This is a genomic window from Enterobacter cloacae complex sp. P47BA, from assembly GCF_014930485.1.
GTDB classification, from domain to species: domain Bacteria; phylum Pseudomonadota; class Gammaproteobacteria; order Enterobacterales; family Enterobacteriaceae; genus Enterobacter; species Enterobacter bugandensis.
In genome coordinates this window covers 14,527-33,248 of record NZ_JADBRF010000008.1, presented here as the reverse complement: position 1 = coordinate 33,248, position 18,722 = coordinate 14,527, and the positions used below count along the sequence as shown (strand labels likewise).

The window sequence follows — 18,722 nt, the reverse complement described above, 5'->3', positions numbered from 1 at the left end:
CACGAGGCCAGACTTCGCCTGCGTCCAGTTATCGCCGGTGGTGGCCTCCACCCGGAACTCCCCGGCCTTCAGGCTGGTCTGGCTGACGGTGACGGTGCCGTCCTTCTCCGTCGTTGCCGTTGCCGGAAGGATAACCCCCTCTCCTGACCTGAAATTCACCACCTGCCCGGCAACCGGGTTCTCGTGGGCGTCCTTCACCGTCACCCTGACGCGGGTGGTGTCCGTCCCGTCTGCCGCGGCGTTATTGTCGATCACCTCCAGCGCGCTGACTTTTGCCGTTGCAACATCAGCCACCAGGGGAATTTTTACCGTCACAGGGTTTCCGCCTTCTACGGTAGCGGTTACCTCCCAGTCTGTCCCCACCAGCGTTGGAGCTGTCAGCGTAATACTTGCTTCGCCCCGATCATTGGTATGGCTCAGCTGGTCTGTCGGATGACCGTTGCTTTGCCAGGCGATATCAACACTCGTTTTAAAGTCTTCGCCATCCTGATCGGTGAGTTTCACCGTAAATGGCTGGGCTGCGCCCACCATTGCGTGCTCAGGAGGCTGAATGAAGGTCAGTCTGTCGGCTTTGGCAAAATTGACGTTCAATTTCATATGGCTGTGTCTGCCATTATCTTCAGTAACGTTGCCGCTATAGCCTGCTACCAGCGGAGAGAGCGAGGCCGTGATCTGATCCTGACCGCTGCTCATAATTTCTTCCACACTCACCGACGTTTGGCCTTTAGGGTTGGTGTGCGTTACGTGTTGTGACAAATGACCCAACGCATTCTGGCTCGTCCAGTAAACCGTCAGCCCTCCCACCGCCTCCTCTTTATCGTTTTTTACTTCAGTGAGTAGTTGCAGAGCGCCATTCCTCTGAACATAAAACTTCACACTGCCGTCCGGGCGGACTTCGCCCGGCGTCATCAAGCCAATATGCAGTGCGCCTAGCTTCGCGCTACCATTAACGTTTGCCGAGCCACTGTTACCCGCGATACCTTTTTTGTTGAACGGTGTGACTTCAAAGACCACGCTTCGGGCCATATCACGCGTTTGCACCTCATACGTAGCACTCCCTTCCTTCAGCGTCTCGCCTGATTCTGCGTCATACCACCGCAGCCGGGTTTTCTCAGGATCTTCATCCTCCCCTTCATTGCTTTTATAGAGATAACTCCCCTCCAGGATCTGGCCCGGGGACATGTCCCCCTTAATGGCAACGCCCTCGACGGAAGGGGCAAAATCGCCCGGCGTCACGGTCAGGTGATAGCTGGCGGAACTTAATACGTGCTCCGGATCGACAGGTGACGTTTCCGTCGCTGTGATGGTGACATCGCCCCGATGCGTTGGGTTCACCAGACCGCTGCCCGGCTCCACGGTCGCGATCGCCGTGCTGGAGGAGGTGTAGCGAATGACGCCCCCCTGCCCACCTTTCACCGCGTGCAGCAAAGGCACGCCAGCCTGCGTGGTTTTTTCCGTCGGGCTGAAATAGAGACGTCTGTCTTTTTCTTCCTGCTTATAGGCGAGAACGATGTTGTTATTACGGGTAACGAACTCCGTGCGGGACTGCATGAGCGAGGGCAAAGCCGCCGCATTTTCACTTGCCAGCATCTCGGAAAGTTTTCGGCCAAACTCCCAGTGGAAATTCAGCCCCACAGAGAAGTTATCCCGCTGCCCGCTAATCATGCTCTGCTCCGCGCTGACCCCTACCAGCGGCACAGGTTGCCACTTAAGCCCGAGGTTAAGCCCGTGAGGATTGTGGCTGGCCTCGCTGCGGCTGCCGTTAACGTCCACTTTGTCGCCATACCACTGGAACCAGCCCAATTTAAGCGCGACGTGCTGTGAAAGGGCCGTCTCCAGATTGAGATCCCAGCCGCGGGCGGCACGTTCATACAGTTCATAGCGGTCGGGATCGTCATTAAACATGCTGTCGTCAGAATGACGCCAGCCGCTCAGGGGCAGGTAGTAGTTCGCGGACGCACGAATCCCATCGCTCCACAGCTCAGCGCCGGCCCCCATTCTGTTATGGTGGCGCGTGACATCCTGATCGAAAAAGAGGTTTCCACCCGCCATCAGATGCGGGTTAAAGGTATGTCGCCAGCCCAGGCCAACGTTAAGGATATCGCGCTCGTTCCAGCGGTGTGCGCTCATCTGAGTGAACAGAATGTCGTGTTGCCAGATTTTAACCGGCCACAGATAGTCCAGCCCGAAGTCGCGGCTATCGCTCCCGCCTATACCGACGTCTGCCGTAACGCGGGCTTTCCCGCCGATATTGTTTAACCACGCTTCCACTTCCTGGGTTAACGCGGCATTCACCTCGCTATTTGCCGCACCGCGCAGGGCATCACCCGCGCCGTTTTGTTGGGCGCTTCCCCACATGCCAGCCATTTTATCCCGCAGGGGCTGATTGCTTTCGCTTTCAATGGTTGCGTGAGTTTCAGTTTGCGCCCGCGCGACGGGGGGAACCGTGAGCAAAAAGATGGAAAATAAATAATGTAAAAGGATTATCCACACGGATAATTTTTGACGTAAAGAACAGTACGAAACACTGGGCATTGTGACGCATCCCTAATTAATTAAACTCCCTGGTTAGCGATATTAAGATCCAGATAATTCCTAAACTCCATACAGTAATCAGGAGATGTTCATGAGATTTTCCGCCCCTCATTAAATTCAATACTTAGGCATTGATGTTTAACAACTCTTTCAGCCTGCTTCATAAATTTCTCAGCCCAATTTCAGCCGTATATTTTCCGGAGCAGGTAATTCTTAACTTGGAACAGACACCTCGCAATTTTATTGCTGACCTTCTTCTTATGCAGGTTTTCCCCTAATGGCAGGATGATCCCAGCAATACTCTGGATGTCATTTAATAAGGAAGATCGTTGACATGAATAAAACTGGACTGGCCCTGCTTATTTGTGCACTATTGAGCGCCCCCGCTTTTGCGCAAAATTCCGTCACGCTCGAGCAAGCCAGGGAAGGCACTTCGTATCTCTCCGTTATCGTGAAATTAAAACCCGGTACAACGCTTAATAACTCTTCACCCTTTTCATTACGCGACAGTACCCTCGCCGTGAGTCCGTTATTTACGGCAAATCATTTGCGCAGCAGTGAATTAAGCGAGATGGATGCGCTTAATGAACGCTACGGCTTTAACCGTTATTTACGTATAGCCCTGCCAGCCGATAAGCAACACGACGCGGCATATATCAATGACGTAATTAATGAACTGGCGGCGCGACAAGATATTGAGCTGGCTTACCCGGAATCCATGCCGGTGTCGCTGGAAAAGGGGGTCACGGCTCCCGACCTGCCGCCCTATTCCGGGCTGAGCTAAGCCCTGAACAGTACCAGCCAGGCCACCGTCCCGGATTTTCGTGGATTGCAGGATTACACCAAATCGCCAGATGAAAAACGGCCCGGCTACTATATGGGTGGCGTTAATCGCGACAGCGTAAATCAGTATTCAGGGCACGATGGTAGCGGCATTTCGCTGGTCTCAATGGAAAACAACGCATGGAATACCAGCCATGTGAATTTGCCGCCGATCGATTTCCATGAAGGTGATAAGCGCTATACGCCAGGCGAAGATCACGACACCAGCTCCGTCGGGATTATGGCGGCGAAAGATATCAGTGCGGGCATCAAAGGTCTGACGTGGAACGCCCGTATGGGATACGTCAAATGGCAGGCCAATAATCTCTACAATATGATCCCCAGACTCCAGGCAGGAGATGTGGTGCAAATTGGTATGCAGACCGGCGGAGGAGATGTGACAGGTTGCACCTCCTCTTGCTATGTCCCCCAGGAAAACGCTCCAGCCTATTATGACGTGATATAAGCGCTGACGGATAAGGGCGTGCACGTGATTCAGGCGGCAGGCAATGGCAATATCAACCTCGATCACGCAGGATTTAATGGAAAATTTGACGTTAAAAAGCGGGATTCCGGCGCGATCATTGCGGGCGCGTTTTGTGCAAACAATGGCAAAAAAGCCTCTTTCAGCACCTATGGCTCACGTGTGACCAGCGCCAGCTGGGGCTGCTGGGATGTGGTTACTACGGGTTACGGCGGTTTGCATAGCATAAAAAATGCGGAATACACCTCAAGTTTCTCCGGCACGTCCTCCGCGAACCCGATTATCGCAAGCGTGGTCGCCAGCCTGTCGGCCATTGCAAAAGCGCACAATATCACCGTCACGCCTCAACAGATGCGCTCCATTCTCCAGGAAACCGGAACACCTTTAGCTGCGGGGGATTCAGCGAAAGTAGGTACTCACCCCAATATGGCAAAAGCGGTAGCCAGGATTCTGGAACTCAAAGAGGAAGAACAGGAGGAAGTAAAGGCAGTGCCGGGAGAAAGCTTTACCGTTACCGGCACGACCGATTCTTCCCGTGCGTATCAGTTAGACGGGAGCGCCAGCAAGAATGCCGTCTCCTGGAAATGGACTATCGACAAAAACAGTACTGGCACATTCTGGCTACAGGAGAAACATGCCGGAGGCTGGGTACGTGAAGTTTCAGGGCCTACCGCCCGGGCACTCATTCCCGCCAATACAGACGGAGAAGCAACCTACTGGTTAACCGTCACGGGCAAAGACGGAAGCGTGAGCGCTGAGAAGATCACCGTAACGGTGAAAAAACCACAGTTACCTGATATTCCTGATGACAGCGCAGAAGCGTATAACCCGCGGATCGCCTACCCGGTGAAATGTACCCGCGTATCGCATAACGGCAAAATCTGGCTGAATCAGTGGTATGTCAACGCAGGACAAGAAGAGCCAGGAAGCGGCGGTGAGTGGGGGGCATGGCGAACGTCGGATGCAGCTAATAATAGCTGCCCTTAAAAACCCTTTTGGTTAACATAATAGTAAAGCCTGGATATAAGCCAGGCTTTATTTTATTAATTCAACACTCAGGACAACCGTAAAAACGTCATTTCTTAAACTCCGTACTCGCTCAGATTTTATTAATACGCGTCAAGGACTGAAATTGGCATTACTATTTCATACTCTGTCGCGCTCCGCCCTCTTTACAGCACGAACGGTCGCTCTTCTCTGCCGAAACTCCCCGACTCTTAATTGCTCAGAGAAGTCTCTTATTCAAGCCGGTTGTCTCCTCCCGTTACTATTTGTCCCTGTTATCACACGGTAATAACGCCTTTTTACCTGCGCCGCAGGTGAGATTAACTTTTCGTTATTGTTCAGTAATAAATAAGGGAACTTATGAAATTAACAGGATCTGCTTTTGTCCTTGCCTCGTTACTGGCAGGGGCGGGCGTCAGCGTTTCAGCCAACGCCGCCACGACCTCGCCAGCAGCAAACTGCGAACAGGGTCACCAAAACTGCATGAAAGAACTTGGCTCACTGGAACGCGCCGTCAACGGTGCAAAAGTGAAGGTGGTTGAAGGGCAAACGATTCGTGCGCGATTCTTTAACGACGGAACCGAACTGCCAAATCTGGAAACGCGCGTCACCATTCTTGCTGGCGAAGAGGCCCACTGGTCCTACGCCCTCGCCCAGGCTATCAATCAGCAGCACCCCGAACTGCGTGCCGGTTTCAGGCACAGCAACGGCGAGATTACACCTGATGAGTCAGAGCCAAATAAGGTGTATGCCAAACAGAACAACCCTCTCAGTCACGTAGAAGTGTCCTTCAATTAATTCAGGGAAGATTATTTTGAAACTACTCAAGATGAATAATATTACGTCGGCGTTAGCCGTGGCATTGATTGGTATGTATTCCACGGGCGCACTGGCGCATGGCTATGTTTTTGAACCAAAATCCCGTTCGGTGATTCATTTCCCGCCGATGAACGATAAAGGTGAGCATAGTAACGTCTGGCCTGCTGACGCCGTGGAAGCGCCGAAGCTCCCGGCTGGCAACGATATGAGCCCAACCCCGATCGCCAACGAACAGCTATTCCAGTTCCCGCCGGATGGAAAACTGGCAAGCGGTGGTTCAACGGCAACTCCCGCCTTCAGCAAGCTTGATGACGAAAAGCAGAATACCTACAACAACCCGATGTCTGCGGGTCCGCACCAGTTTAAATGGCATTTACCGGCTAAGCACCGCACCACCTATTTTACCTACTACATCACTAAGCCGGACTGGCAGTCTGTTCCGGGTGCGGATTCGCGACTGACCAGGGCAATGTTTGAAGATAAGCCATTCTGCCATAAGGTTTATACCTATGCGCCAGGCAACCCGTCGGCCGATATTTCGCTCCCGACAGGCTTCGAAACCCACACCTGCGACGTACCGGAGCGTGAAGGTAAGCAGAAAATTTATGCCGTCTGGCGCGTGCGCGATACCGATAACGCATTTTATCAGATGATTGACGTCGATTTTGGCGGTGAAGTCATTACCAAACCGGTGGCCAACGTCACGCCATCCAGTCATAACCTGTCAACCAGCACGCTGTCGCTGGACGGTAGCGCCTCAACGGGGAAAGAGCTGAAGTACAGCTGGGCCGTCACCAGCAATGCCGATAAGGTCATTCTGGAAAACAGCACCAGTGCTAAAGCCAGCATTCGCCTGAAGGCTAAACCTGAGAGCGATTTTACCGTCAACGTGAAGCTGACCGTCACCAATGATAAAAACGTGAGTGATTCAAAAACCGTCACCCTGAATGCCAAAGCTGAAGCGGATAGCACGGCACCGGAGGCGAAGGCAGGCAGTGACTTCACCGTTTACAGCAACAGTGAATCACGTGGTTATGACCTTAACGGTTCCGCAAGCGTCAATGCTGAAAAATACCAATGGACTATCGTTTCAGGACAGGACATTGGTGCGTTGCAGGTTGCTAACGGTGGCGAATGGGTTTCAACCGTCCACGCTGCAAAAGCCCGTGCGCTGATTAAACCCGGCAAAATCGGTAAAGTGACCTATCGCCTGACGGTGACGGCCAAAAATGGCAAAACCAGCACCGACGATATCACCGTGACCGTGAAGGAAGCGCAGCAGGCTTCTGATGTGCAGATCAATACGGGCAACAACCAGGACACCATCGTTGGCAGTGACGTTATTGCTGCCGCCGTCGTGTCCAAAAACAATGACGCGTTAAAAGGGGCAAAAATTGAATGGTCCGCACTGAATCACGCCGATAAGATTCAGATCTCGTCACCAAATAACTTCAGCACCAACCTCATGGGTAAACATCCGTATACCGACAATGTGGACGTGACGCTGCAGGTGAAAGTGACGGCGCCTGACACCGGTAAAGTCTCTACGGCAACGAAGGTGATCAAGCTGCGCCCGGCGCAAACCGATGTAAAAGCCTGGGATCACAGCAAGACTTACAAGACACCTTGTGAAAAAGTGAGCTATGAGGGCAACATCTGGCTGAACAGCTGGGAAACCCGAGGCGTTAAGCCTGGTTCCGATGGCGAGTGGGGCGTCTGGAAGAAAGAAGGTGCTGCCAACATGCCTAAAGAGTGCAAATAATACTGTAAGTTAACTCTGGCCGGGTCTTCACTGACCCGCGCCTCACATTATCATTCCCTGCCTACACTTTCGTTATCATTTTTGCGCCGGAAATCGCCCCTTCGTTCCGGCGCTTTTTTATCGGTATAAGATCACCCACCCTATCGCGGCAATAATCGGATACGGTCCGAAGGGAAACGGTTGACCGGGTTTGATCCGCAACAGAATCAACGCCGCGATCAGCGCCAGCAGGGTCGAGGCAACAAAAACATCCAGCAGCGCCAGCGGGCCAAGCCACGCCCCGATCGCCGCCAGCAGTTTCATATCCCCCATCCCCATCCCTTCATGGCCGCGCAATAAACGGAACAGCAAAGAGAGCGTCCAGGGCACGCCAAATCCCAGCAGAGCGGCGATTAATGCCTGCGTTGGCTCCACCCGGCTATAGCCGCTGACGGCAAACGCTAGCGACATCACTAGCAGCGGGAGTGTCAGACGGTCGGGCAGGAGCATGGTGCGCAGGTCAATAAACAGCAGCGGCAGCAAAAACGTCACCGCCAGCAGGTCGAACAGGCTCTGCGGCGTGATGCCCTGCTGCCAGATAATCACCCCGTACAGCAGCGCCATAAGCCCTTCAACCAGCGGATAGCGCCACGATATCGCCTGACCACAGCTGGCGCAGCGCCCGCGCAGCAGCAGCCAGCCCATCAGAGGAACATTGTGGCGAAATTTAATGGGGTGTTTACAGCGTGGGCAATGGGAAGCAGGCCACGATAAAGAGAGTGCTTCACCGTGGAGAATCAAGGGGAGCCGATAAATGATGACATTGCAAAAACTGCCGATAATGGCGCCCAGAAAAACGCTAAAAACGAGTATTACACTCTCAACCATGGTTCCACACTCTGAGGGACATGCAATCTCCGATAATAGCAGAGACTACTCGTTATATTTAGGCAGCCTGTTTGCACGTAAAGTACAAAAGTCTCCGCGCAAGTTCGCCCATTCAATATTCAGATGCGCTTTTGCATATTGTGCCGCTTCTTTCCACAATAATGCCGCGATATGCCACTCCTTTCCCTGTTCATGTTCTGCCGCTCGTGAAGAAAGTGAAAACCACAGGGTAGCAGGATCGCGTTTGTCGCTTTGCCAGTCCATCGTTAAGCCCTTTAGAAAAAATCCCAGCGTATCAATAGCGACGATAAAATAATTGAGCTTAAAATGATAAATACCTGAATAACGCTGAATGCCTCAGTGGGAGAACAACGCTGATTACCAATATTATCCGCTGGCTGGCCTTTTCGGGTCTCTATATCCTGCTGGCATTGCTGAGCTTTCATACGCGGGATAGCTGGAGCCTCTCCACCACGCTCTGGCTCCCGGCGCCGCTGCTTTTCGCCGCGTTATGGCTGACGGCCCCGCGAGAGTGGCCGCTGTGGCTGGCTACCGCGGGCTTGCTGCATGTGTTTGCTGGCGTCTGGATAGGCCGCCCGCTCACGCTGGCGTGCCTGTTCGCCCTCTTCGACGTCGCGATATTTCCACTGTGCGTCGCCGTCTTTCGTCTGAATGCGCAACTGCCTGCGCTGCGTTTTGCGCGCAGGCCGATTATTGGTGAACTGATCTACCCCCTGCAGTTAATCTTCAGCATTTTTTGCGGCAGCCTGCTGCTTAATCTGGCGCTGTTACTCTCAGGGTATCCGATTGCGCCTCTGCATTTTTTTTCCTGGGTGCTGGCGGCATTAACCGGCATTCTCGCCATTCTGCCGCTGCTGCGTGAGAGCAAAATGCCGTCGCACCCGCGGTTTAACGGGCGGCAAGCTCTGCTCCTTGCCGCGAATACCCTGGTGCTGATGACGGGGTACTTTTTCCTGCCACCGCTCTGGCAGGGGCTAAACCTGCTGCTGGTGCAAACGACGGTGGTTTTACTGAGCGTGTTTGCGCTCTCCGGACGCGGCGTTGGCGCTCTGCTGCTTATTCAATACCTGATTGTGGTGCTGGCGACCCAGCAGCGGGAAGGGATTTTTTACACGCTAACGCCCGATCTCATCCCCGCAATCTGGCAGGCGCAGTGGTACCTGGTATTTTCGGCGATTTTTGCCAACTGTTTATATCAGTACCGCCGCTGGATCCAACAGCAACAGGCGCTCGCGGCCAGCACCAGTGCCATCATTATTCGCCTGTCGCAGACGGGTTCTTGCGTCGTGTTTCGCCTCTCGATGCCAGAGGAGGAGATCCACTGGCAAGGCAGTACGGAAGCGCTGTTCCCTGATGAGGAAAAGACGCTGAGCACCCTGACGCTACTGGACGCACACTGCGATACGCCGTTCCTGCCCGGTTTTCGCGCCTGGTACTCACAGCAACGTGAAAGCAGCTTTGCCCGGGAAGTTGTTCTGCAAACGCTGCACGGAAGGCAGATGCGCGGGATGGTGATGTTTCACAGGATCGGCAACACCGCGCATCTGATGGGGGGAGTGAGCCTCTTTCTCACAGCATCCGCTGCAGAATCTCCCGCTGCCCGCTAAAGGTGTATTTCAACACCGCCGCGACATGCCCAAGCAGAATCACACCCAGCAGAATGCAGCTATAGCGATGCACCTGGAAGAAAAACGCATTCACTTCGGCGATGGCAATCGGGCGGGAAACCGGCACCAGACCAAACAGGTTGTAGTCTTTTTGCAGCATCAGAAAACCGCTAACCAGCACCACCATAATGGTCAGATAAAACAGCTCATGAATAAATACCACCAGCTGTTTTTTACGTCCGGCTACCGTTGCCGGATAGGGCACCGAAGGGCGGAAGAAACGCCAGACGAAGCGCACCATCATGACAGGCGTGGCGATGGTACCCAGCGACATATTCAGCACGGAGAAGAAGGTAAACCAGCGGGTTCCTTCCAGCGCGTGCAGAATATAACCCATGCACATCGCGTAGATAATGACGGCTGCGACCACCCAGTGCAGAAGGCGAGAAAACCGATCGTAACGTTTGGCAATAACCAGAGAAGTTTGCATAGTCGTTGTCCTGTAAAACAAACAGCACGGCTCCCTGCGAAGCCATGCTGTTTAAGAAAGAGGCTATTCAGCTACCCACAAGTTGCGGGCCCGATCCGGCGACCAATGACTGGCACCTGTATGGCCAATCTGACAGCGATAAACGTTGCCCTCATAGAGCACTTTATCCCCTACGGCATAGAGTTTGCCCGGCGTGAATGGGGTAACGTCGCCGCCCTGGCCGCCCTCTTCGCCTCCGCCATCGTCATTATCGGGCACGGTAACGTTGACCGGCTGGCTCGGCGTGGCGAAGTTGTTGGCTGCATCATAGGCGATGACCGTATAGCGATAGCTCATGCCAGGCTGGGTTTGGGTGTCAGTAAAGTTGAGTTCATGGGTATCACCGATCTTTTCCAGACCGCGCCAGATGGCATACCCCGCCACGCCAGTATTATCCTTAGCTGGCAGCCAGCTGAGCGAAACATCCAGCCCCTTCAGCGTGGCCTGCACGCCCTGCACCTGTGTTGGCGCCTGAGTATCCGTTTCGTCGCCCCCATCCGGCAGACTGCCGTCAAGGATGCTCTGGTAGCGGTTCAGAAATTCATAGCCGTAATGTTGACCATTTTTAGTGTTGCCATTGTCCCAGTTCACTGACCAGGTCATGAGCCCTTTTACCGCTTCATTTTTCGCTTCCAGTCGCGAAAGTGCGTTAAAGACACTCTGCGCGTCTCGCACATAGCCGGTTCCTGCCGCATCCGGGTTGGCCGGAAGACCAATCACCAGCTTGTTCGCCGGGATCTTCACATAACCGCGCGTCCCGTTTGCCAGGCTGTCGGTGAGATAGTAAAGAAAAAGCTCTTTTTGACGGTCGCTATAGCCCTTCCCCCATTCCTGTGGCAGCCACCATTCACCGACTTCGTCCTTCTCCTCCTGCGTCATCATATTCACGCCGTCGCCCGCCTGGTTGTAATACTGTGGAGCGATAAAGTCATACACGCCCTCAAGATTTTGCAGGTAGGCTTTGTAGTTCACCCCGCGATCGGCCTGGAGATAGGGGAACTCTGGCGCCATGCTGATGATGAAGTGTTTGCCCTGCTGCTGATAATGGTCGCGCACCATTTTCAGCGCCGCCGGGATCACCGTACTGTTGTCAGCCGCGGTAATGGCCGTCTGCTCCAGGTCGATATCAAGACCATCAAAACCATAGCGATCGGTCAGGCGAATAATCTCCGCTGCAAGCGCTTTAGTCTGGTCTTTGTTCAGTGCAATGTGCGCGTCAGCGCCGCCCAGTGAAATCAACACCGCGCGCCCCTGCTCGTTCAGCTCAGCAACCTGAGCGCGGAACTCCTCATCGCTCGCGTTGTAGGGTTTGAAGGTGGGAATATTCCCGCTCTGCCCATCCATGACTTTCATGAAGGAGACGTTGACGACGTTGTAGCCTCTCGGCACTTCACGCAGCGACATATCAGAAGGTAAGCCTCCCTGATAGCCGCGCGCTTTGTCTATCTCTTCCGGGTTAATTCCCCAGTTGTGCCAATAACCTACGAGAATTTTTTTCTGACTGATATCCGGCATCTGTGAGGCGGCGTCGGTTGCGGCCGCATGGCTAAACGTGCTGACCAGCATTCCGCTTAACGCCAGCCCCGCGGCGATAGCGCTCAGAGATATTTTATTTTTCTTTAACATGGGAGATATCCTGCTCCAGGTTTAATAATGAAATCCTGTCCCGCAAGATAGGATATTCATCTTCCTGAAAACAGGAGAACAGCTCACTGCAGCAGCAGATTTAAAACTCGTCAGCCTGGATATGTCTTATAATAAAATTATCGTGAGATTATTTATACTCACACATTGCTACCCAGTTATCATTAATTTTCATCAGCCAGCTATCTTTATTAATCGGCTTGAATAACAGGTTAATATACTGACCATCTTCACTTATCAGAAAGGTCTTCTCCGGCAGCTGATCGCCAACGGCAATTTTTAATTCTGCCACCCGGCCATTGATGACATTTCCCTTCTGTGTCACCGATTTTAACTGCAGGGTTCGGTTGAATACCCGGTTACCGGCCTCATCGGTTTTTACACCAAATAGCGTTAGCCTGTGGAGTTTAGGCCACCAGGTGATCACACCATTAAACTGGTAATGCTGCAGGCTTTCATCAATAAATTTACCATTACGTATGACGCTGCTGCAGGGCTCGGCGGGCACTTTTCTGCTCTCCAGGTAGTTGCTGGTCAGGTAAGCCAGCGCGCCACCCAGCGAAACGCTGATGCAAACCATCAATATGACGAATAGTATTCGTAACCGCATTTTCCCTCCTGAGATAGTTCGCCTTCACATTGCGCAACGAACACTTTTGGACCGTTCGACGCGATGTACACGTTATTGATGCCCGCCGGCAGGGCATGCCGCTTTCTCGCCAGCGCCTGCCGATCGACACTGCGCAGCGAAGAGAGATGAAACATGACGCCATCTACGTAGAGATTTTCCTGAAACGCCTGCGGCGTGTCCGCCGTGCAGACCACCACCAGCGTTGGAAGGGTAATCAACAAGCTGCACAGCGCCGCCAGCAGAGTCCCGTATTGACGTGAGGGAGTTTTCATTGACTCCGCCGTGATAGCAGGCAACGACGGGCAATCGACGGGAGTGGGACAAGACGCGTTATCAGGCTCTTCTGGCGGCGGGCAAGCGACCTCACTGTCCTGCGTTTCGCAGGGTGCCAGTACTACACCATAACGGGGAATGGTTTTAATGATCGAGCCCGGCAGGCCGGCATTTTGCAGCTTGCGGCGGAGCATTTTTATAAGCTGGTGATAGCTGGATTCGCTAACAATCATGCCCTGGTTAAGCCAGATCTCTTCAAATATGGTCTCTTTTTTACATTTGCCGCTGAGGATCAACTCCAGCAAACGACGCTCGTTGGGCGTCAGATGTATATCACCATGATCCACGGTTGCCAGAGATGATTTTTCCGGTACGAACGTTACTGACGCTGAAAGAGAGATTTCTTCGTTATTCACGGGTAGGTCCTGGATAATAAAATTACAGCGTTTACATTGTTATGACGAAAAAGCGCAGGTATTAACAGTTACATGTCTGTTATCTAATTCAGGCACAAATTAACAACATATCCTTATAAATGATAGTACCTTCGCTCTTTGCGCTATTTCCCGTCCTGATTTTTCCACAACCAATTCATGATTTCAGAAAGTTTATTCTGAGTAACGCCTGAGTAATACCTGATATTCAACCTGAACAATAAGGAATTCCTTTCCGTACCTGAGAAATATCGTCCTCCATGCCGCTATTTCGCGATAAATAACAAACCATTCAGCTGCTCCGGAAAAAATCTCTATCATAGAATGTGAAAACGTCGTTACTTTACCTTTCGGTTTTCCATCAGGATCGGCTGATGCCCCCCAGCAACTATACAGCCCACCACTTTTTAGCTACTCTTTTTCACCTCACTCTGCTCTACACTGTAAGAGTGATGCTAAAGCGCCATTCGCTAAGATGTGCGGTGAACACCTGTCTTTTCCTTGCCGGATCGGATGTCATGCTAAAAACAGTTCTGATTGCCGACGACCACCCTGTCTATTTATTAGGCTTGCGCACATTGCTGCAGACGCGCCCGGACCTTTATCGGGTCGTTCACGAAGCGCTCAGTGCTGATGAACTCATGAATAAACTGGCGAGCGAGCCTGTCGATATCATCATCACCGACCTGAGTATGCCCGGCACGCGCAGCCCGGACGGATTAACCATGATCCGCTCGCTGATTCGCCATTATCCGCAGAGCATGATTGTGGTGGTCACCATGATCACCAATCCTGAGCTTCTGGACTCGCTGCGGCGCAGCGGGGTGCATGCCGTTCTCAACAAAGCCAGTTTGTCCAACAATCTGCTGCAGACGCTGCGCAGCACCCTGCGGGGGCAAATCGAACCGGTGAAGCCTCAGGCACAGTTGACCGAACGGGAAACAGAAGTGCTGCGCCTGCTGGTGCGCGGTTTCACCGTGAACGAGATCAGCGCCCAGCTTAACCGGACGAAGCAGACCATCAGTACGCAAAAAAAGAGTGCCATGAGCAAACTCAACGCCAGGAATGATTTCGAGCTGCTTCAGTGCGCGCAAAGTCTGGGGCTGGTGAGCTGAGCATGCGCAGAGGCTGGCTGGCGACATTATTTATCCTCATGCTGATAAGCGGGCACGCGGCGGCTGGCACGCTGCGCGTGGGCCTGCTGAGCGCCGCGCCGCCTTTTCTCGTAATCGATCGGCCGCCGGGAATTCTGGATGATGAACTCAGCATATTGTTTAGCAATACGACGCTGCCGGACGTCCAGCGTTTTAGCGACCCGGCAACGGCGCTGGATGCGTTGAAGCGAAAGCGCATCGATGTGTTAATCGCCGCCCGGCGTCCTGCAGCCGATCTGGTCGCCAGCGAGCCAATGTTCGCTTTCCCGCTGGCGTCCCTGAGCATAAAAGAGGGACGCGGCGGTACACTGTGCTTTCCGGAATTACCGTCAGAGGTCGCGACCCGCTGCTCTGCGACGGGTTCAGCCTCACCGGGAGAAAACGTCAGGCAGTTGGCAGCAGGGAAAGCGCGGGAATTCATCGCCCCGGAGTTTGTTTTACGTAACTGGCTGACCCACTCCCCCGCCACCACGCTGACCCTGACGCCGCTGGACGATACTCCCCCGCTACATTTTCGTGCCTGGGCTCTGCCTGAGCAGGCAAACACGCTGGAAATCTTCAACGAGCGTATTCACACCCTTAACCCGGAAGACGCTGAATGGCTGGAACAAAAGTGGCTTTTGCCGGACGGCAGCGTCTTTGACGCCCGCCATTCCCCCGTAAAGGAAAATGCGCCCAAAATCACGCTGCACGTTTTGCTTCCCGCTATTTCGCCGCCAATGGTCACGCTCACGCCTGACGGGCATATTCAGGGGGTATGGCGCGATCTGCTGCTCAATCTGTTTCCGTCCAACCTGTATAGCCTGACCTTCAACCTTGATGCGCCCCCGCTTCAGTATGCGGAGAACACGTTGCGCATAGTCGCCAGCACGACGCCACCGTCAAAGAGTGCTATCACGTTTGACTCACTGAGCTGGGCCCTGCTCAGTGAGGACAGCAACCCGCTTTCCGGCTCCTTGTCCGCATTACAGCATAAGCGGATTGCCGTCATACGCATCTCTCCGCTCGTCACGTTACTGCGTCAGGCGTTACCTGCGGATAACCTTGTGCTGGTTAACTCGCTCGATCAGGGTTTTGAATTGCTCAAAGCCGGAGGCGCGGACGGGCTTGCGGGCGATGCGTTTATACTCCATCACCTGCTGCGCCAGCATAACGCCAGCAATCTGTCGCTGACGCCGCTGGCGCTGCCGGAAGTGCCGCTATGGTTTGTACCAAATATTTCTGACCCGGCGGATGCCAAAAGGGTGAATGCGGTCATGGCGTCCGTAACGCAGGCTGATATCTACGCGAGCCTTAACCTGTCGCAGGCCGTACAGACGACACCCACCGCCCCGGTGCAATCGCTATGGCTGGTCATGCTCGCCGTGGTGGCGATTTGCGCAGCATTCGTCGCCCTGCTGACCTTTAGCGCCGCGCAGAGCCAGCGACGCCAGCGCGAGCGGGACACGGCAGAGCTGCACAACGCGCTCTCACTCTGGCAAACTCTGATGAACAATGTCCCGGTGCCGCTGTTTGTCTGCGATCCGACCGGGCGGCTGACGCGCTATAACGACTCCTTTATTCACTCACCGTTACTCACGGCACTGCCCGAAGAGGGCGCCCCCTTTTCCAGCCTGCCTTTGGGCGAGCTTGCCCAACAGTTTACGTTGCCGCATCGCCTCTCGCTGCTCCATGCCGCGTCGCCGTTAACGGGTGAAACCACTCAGAACAATTCCACCCTTTACTGGTGGCTTTGCCGCTATACCGATACGCGGGGGCGGCCTCAGGGCGTGGTCGGAGGCTGGATCGATATCACTGAAAAAGCCGCGCTGACCGCTGCGCTCAATCAGGCGCTGGCGCAGGCGGAGCAGGCCAGCACTGAAAAATCGAACTTCCTCGCCCGCATGAGCCATGACATTCGTACCCCGCTCAACGCCATGCTGGGCCTGCTTGAGATGGAGCGCGACAAAAGCGAGTCCCTCAACATCGCCTGGCAGGCAGCCGGGTCATTGCGCGACGTGATTGGCGGCGTACTGGATTTGTCGCGGATTGAAGCAGGCGAGTTAAGGCTGGAGCCACAGGCCTGGCCCCTGTGGCAGACGCTTAACGCCAGCGCGGAGATTTTTGCCAGCAGCGCCAACGCTAAAGGTCTCCACTGGCGCAGCGAGTTGAACGTGCCGCACGACGGCTGGTTCCTGTTCGATAAAGCACGGCTGAATCAGATCATCGCCAATCTGTTGGGCAACGCCATTAAATATACGCCGCAGGGAGAAATTGTTTTTCACGCCGAGCTCAACGGTGAACATTTGCAGCTGTTGATTCGCGACACTGGCATCGGTATCCCGGCCGATGCCCTTCCACACCTCGGTCAGCCGTGGTTTCAGACTGACAGCAGCACGCCGCAAAGCAGCGGGCTGGGGCTGGCGATCTGTTACCAGTTAGTCGAGCTAATGGGAGGCGTGCTGACGATAGCCAGCGAAGCGGGGAGCGGTACGCAGGTGACGGTGAGCATACCGCTTCATGTCGCCAGCCCGGCGGCAACGGCCGATGAGACACCTGTAATAACCCCTCTGCCACCGCATCGCATCATGATCGTTGACGATTTTCCGGCAAACCTGACGGTGTTAGCGCTCCAGCTGCAGGAGCTGGGTCAGGAGGTTATTCCTTGCGCCAGCGCTGGCGAAGCCCTTGCGCGCCTGGAAAACGAGCCGGTGGATATCCTGATAACCGACTGCCAGATGGCCCTCATGGACGGCTATCAACTTACATCGTTAATACTCCTGCGCGATATTGCCGGCAGCATCACCGCGCCGGCCGCGATTCTCGGTTACACCGCCAGCGCGCTGCAGAGTGAGGACGATCGGGCAAAACATGCCGGAATGGACGCGTTATTGCGAAAACCGCTCTCCCTCAATGCCCTGCATCAGGCGCTGACGCAGCAATACAGCCTGCGCAATCAGGGGCCTGACCTCAGCGAACTCCGGCGTCTGGCCAACGGTCAACCGGAGATCATGACCCTGATGCGCCAGCAAATGCGCGAAGCCATTACCCTTGATATTCGACAGCTACGGGAAAACACCCCGTCACCGCAAACGCTAAGCCAGCTCGCGCATCGTCTGAAGGCCTCCTGGAGCCTCTTTGCCATGCGCAACGCCACCCGCACCTGTCAGGCAATTGAAGTGTTGCCGGAGATGCTGGCGGCAGGGGTCATAACGGCTGAAGCCCTGCCTGCGCTGACATCGCGTTTCTGCGCGCGCATGGAAGCGAATCTGCAGCAACTCGATACCGCACTGAAGGAATTATCTGACAAGTACTAAAGAATGCTCTGCATAGGATCTGTATCTTTCTGGTCATCCGGCGGCGTTATCCCTACCGTCGCCCACATTTTCGAAGGAGAAACCATGAAAGTCCGTATCGCTATTGCCGATGAGCACACCATTATCCGTCGTGGCGTCTTATCCATGATCACCAATATGCCCTCTCTTTTCAGCGATGGCTCACCCCGCCCGGAGTTTTGCATTCAGGGCGATACCGCAACGCCATCTGAGCTGCTTTCACTGCTATCCCAACAGCCTGTCGACATTCTGTTCCTTGGCTTTTCTCTTGCCACCAGCCAAACCGTTAACCCTCTCAACGGAATGGACGGCGTATTGCTGATTAAATGGCTCAGCCGTAAATATCCGCAGCTTAAAATCATTGTGCTTTCGCCCTACAAAAACACGCAGCTTATCCGCATGTCGCTGGAGGCAGGCGCCAAAGCCTATATTAGTCGGGACACCTGTGAGAAAACCCTGAGCAGAACGCTGACGTCAGTGATCAATGGGGAAGTTTATATTGAGCGCGAGCTGATGCATTCCCTGTTCCAGACCGGCGCACAAACGGAGCAAGAGCTCTCGCCCCGTGAAATTGATGTGTTGCGTATGCTCTGCAAAGGGATGAGTCTGACAGAGATCGCCAGACAGCTGCATTTGAGTAATAAAACCGTCAGCGCCCATAAGCTGCGCGCGATGGAAAAACTGGGGGTAAACAGCGACTGTCAGCTCTATTGCCTGCTGGCGAAAACGCAAATGTTCGATATTGCTATCTGAAATAAAAAAACCGCCTGTAAACAGGCGGTAGAGGCAAACGTACGCCTCAACGGTCGCTCTCAGCAATG

16 protein-coding genes (1 of these 16 running past the window's edge) are annotated in these 18,722 nt (G+C 54.0%); 9 read left to right on the top strand and 7 right to left on the bottom strand.

Going from position 1 to position 18,722, the window contains the following annotated elements:
- Positions 1-2,367, bottom strand: the 5' portion of a protein-coding gene (locus tag IM299_RS10030; RefSeq protein ID WP_193357430.1) for an inverse autotransporter beta domain-containing protein. The gene continues 57 nt to the left of window position 1, outside the view; only the first 2,367 of its 2,424 coding nucleotides appear in the window; it begins with the start codon at positions 2,365-2,367; its stop codon lies off the left edge, out of view.
- A gap of 502 nt (positions 2,368-2,869) precedes the next feature.
- Between IM299_RS10030 and IM299_RS22910 the strand changes: the two genes are divergently transcribed.
- From IM299_RS22910 to IM299_RS10015, 5 genes are all read left to right on the top strand, one after another.
- Positions 2,870-3,319 carry a hypothetical protein gene (locus tag IM299_RS22910; protein WP_227013075.1) on the top strand — a complete coding sequence of 150 codons (450 nt, stop codon included), beginning with the start codon at positions 2,870-2,872 and terminating at the stop codon, positions 3,317-3,319.
- A gap of 45 nt (positions 3,320-3,364) precedes the next feature.
- Positions 3,365-3,823: a hypothetical protein gene (locus IM299_RS22905; RefSeq protein WP_227013074.1), complete on the top strand. Its 459-nt coding sequence runs from the start codon at positions 3,365-3,367 to the stop codon at positions 3,821-3,823.
- Between the two features lie 18 nt (positions 3,824-3,841).
- Complete coding sequence (locus tag IM299_RS22900) at positions 3,842-4,828, top strand: S8 family serine peptidase (protein WP_370567638.1); 987 nt, start codon at positions 3,842-3,844, stop codon at positions 4,826-4,828.
- 378 nt (positions 4,829-5,206) lie between these two features.
- Positions 5,207-5,644 carry a hypothetical protein gene (locus IM299_RS10020; protein ID WP_193357429.1) on the top strand — a complete coding sequence of 146 codons (438 nt, stop codon included), beginning with the start codon at positions 5,207-5,209 and terminating at the stop codon, positions 5,642-5,644.
- A gap of 16 nt (positions 5,645-5,660) precedes the next feature.
- Positions 5,661-7,427, top strand: coding sequence for a lytic polysaccharide monooxygenase (locus tag IM299_RS10015; protein ID WP_193357428.1), 1,767 nt, complete (start codon positions 5,661-5,663; stop codon positions 7,425-7,427).
- 117 nt (positions 7,428-7,544) lie between these two features.
- Here IM299_RS10015 and IM299_RS10010 read toward each other — a convergent pair whose 3' ends face one another.
- On the bottom strand, positions 7,545-8,294 hold the full coding sequence (locus tag IM299_RS10010) for an A24 family peptidase (RefSeq protein ID WP_047363879.1): 750 nt from the start codon (positions 8,292-8,294) through the stop codon (positions 7,545-7,547).
- 45 nt (positions 8,295-8,339) lie between these two features.
- Positions 8,340-8,558 (bottom strand): ANR family transcriptional regulator, encoded by a 219-nt coding sequence (locus tag IM299_RS10005; RefSeq protein ID WP_120247323.1) that lies wholly within the window; start codon positions 8,556-8,558, stop codon positions 8,340-8,342.
- 167 nt (positions 8,559-8,725) lie between these two features.
- Here IM299_RS10005 and IM299_RS10000 point away from each other — a divergent pair, with 167 nt between their 5' ends.
- Positions 8,726-9,922, top strand: coding sequence for a hypothetical protein (locus IM299_RS10000; protein ID WP_048957809.1), 1,197 nt, complete (start codon positions 8,726-8,728; stop codon positions 9,920-9,922).
- On the opposite strand, the gene IM299_RS09995 is transcribed toward IM299_RS10000, so the two are convergent.
- The 4 genes from IM299_RS09995 to IM299_RS09980 form a co-directional block, all read right to left on the bottom strand.
- The gene (locus IM299_RS09995; protein WP_041911166.1) at positions 9,885-10,412 is read right to left on the bottom strand and encodes a cytochrome b; all 528 of its coding nucleotides are present in this window, start codon (positions 10,410-10,412) and stop codon (positions 9,885-9,887) included. The two genes, IM299_RS10000 and IM299_RS09995, sit on opposite strands and share 38 nt — an antisense overlap.
- Before the next feature lie 63 nt (positions 10,413-10,475).
- Positions 10,476-12,077 carry a glycosyl hydrolase family 18 protein gene (locus tag IM299_RS23050; RefSeq protein ID WP_305038807.1) on the bottom strand — a complete coding sequence of 534 codons (1,602 nt, stop codon included), beginning with the start codon at positions 12,075-12,077 and terminating at the stop codon, positions 10,476-10,478.
- A 148-nt stretch (positions 12,078-12,225) separates the two neighbouring features.
- Positions 12,226-12,705 (bottom strand): hypothetical protein, encoded by a 480-nt coding sequence (locus tag IM299_RS09985; protein ID WP_126296587.1) that lies wholly within the window; start codon positions 12,703-12,705, stop codon positions 12,226-12,228.
- On the bottom strand, positions 12,675-13,415 hold the full coding sequence (locus tag IM299_RS09980; protein ID WP_188246085.1) for a helix-turn-helix domain-containing protein: 741 nt from the start codon (positions 13,413-13,415) through the stop codon (positions 12,675-12,677). Before IM299_RS09980 ends, IM299_RS09985 begins: the two co-directional genes overlap by 31 nt.
- A 536-nt stretch (positions 13,416-13,951) precedes the next feature.
- On the opposite strand from IM299_RS09980, the gene IM299_RS09975 reads away from it, so the two are divergent.
- The 3 genes from IM299_RS09975 (at position 13,952) to IM299_RS09965 (ending at position 18,654) form a co-directional block, all read left to right on the top strand.
- A complete protein-coding gene (locus tag IM299_RS09975; protein ID WP_028015617.1) occupies positions 13,952-14,548 on the top strand; it encodes a response regulator transcription factor in 597 nt (198 codons plus the stop codon).
- A gap of 2 nt (positions 14,549-14,550) precedes the next feature.
- Positions 14,551-17,883: an ATP-binding protein gene (locus tag IM299_RS09970; protein ID WP_193357427.1), complete on the top strand. Its 3,333-nt coding sequence runs from the start codon at positions 14,551-14,553 to the stop codon at positions 17,881-17,883.
- A gap of 84 nt (positions 17,884-17,967) precedes the next feature.
- Positions 17,968-18,654, top strand: coding sequence for a response regulator transcription factor (locus IM299_RS09965; protein ID WP_041911170.1), 687 nt, complete (start codon positions 17,968-17,970; stop codon positions 18,652-18,654).
- Positions 18,655-18,722 lie beyond the last annotated feature (68 nt).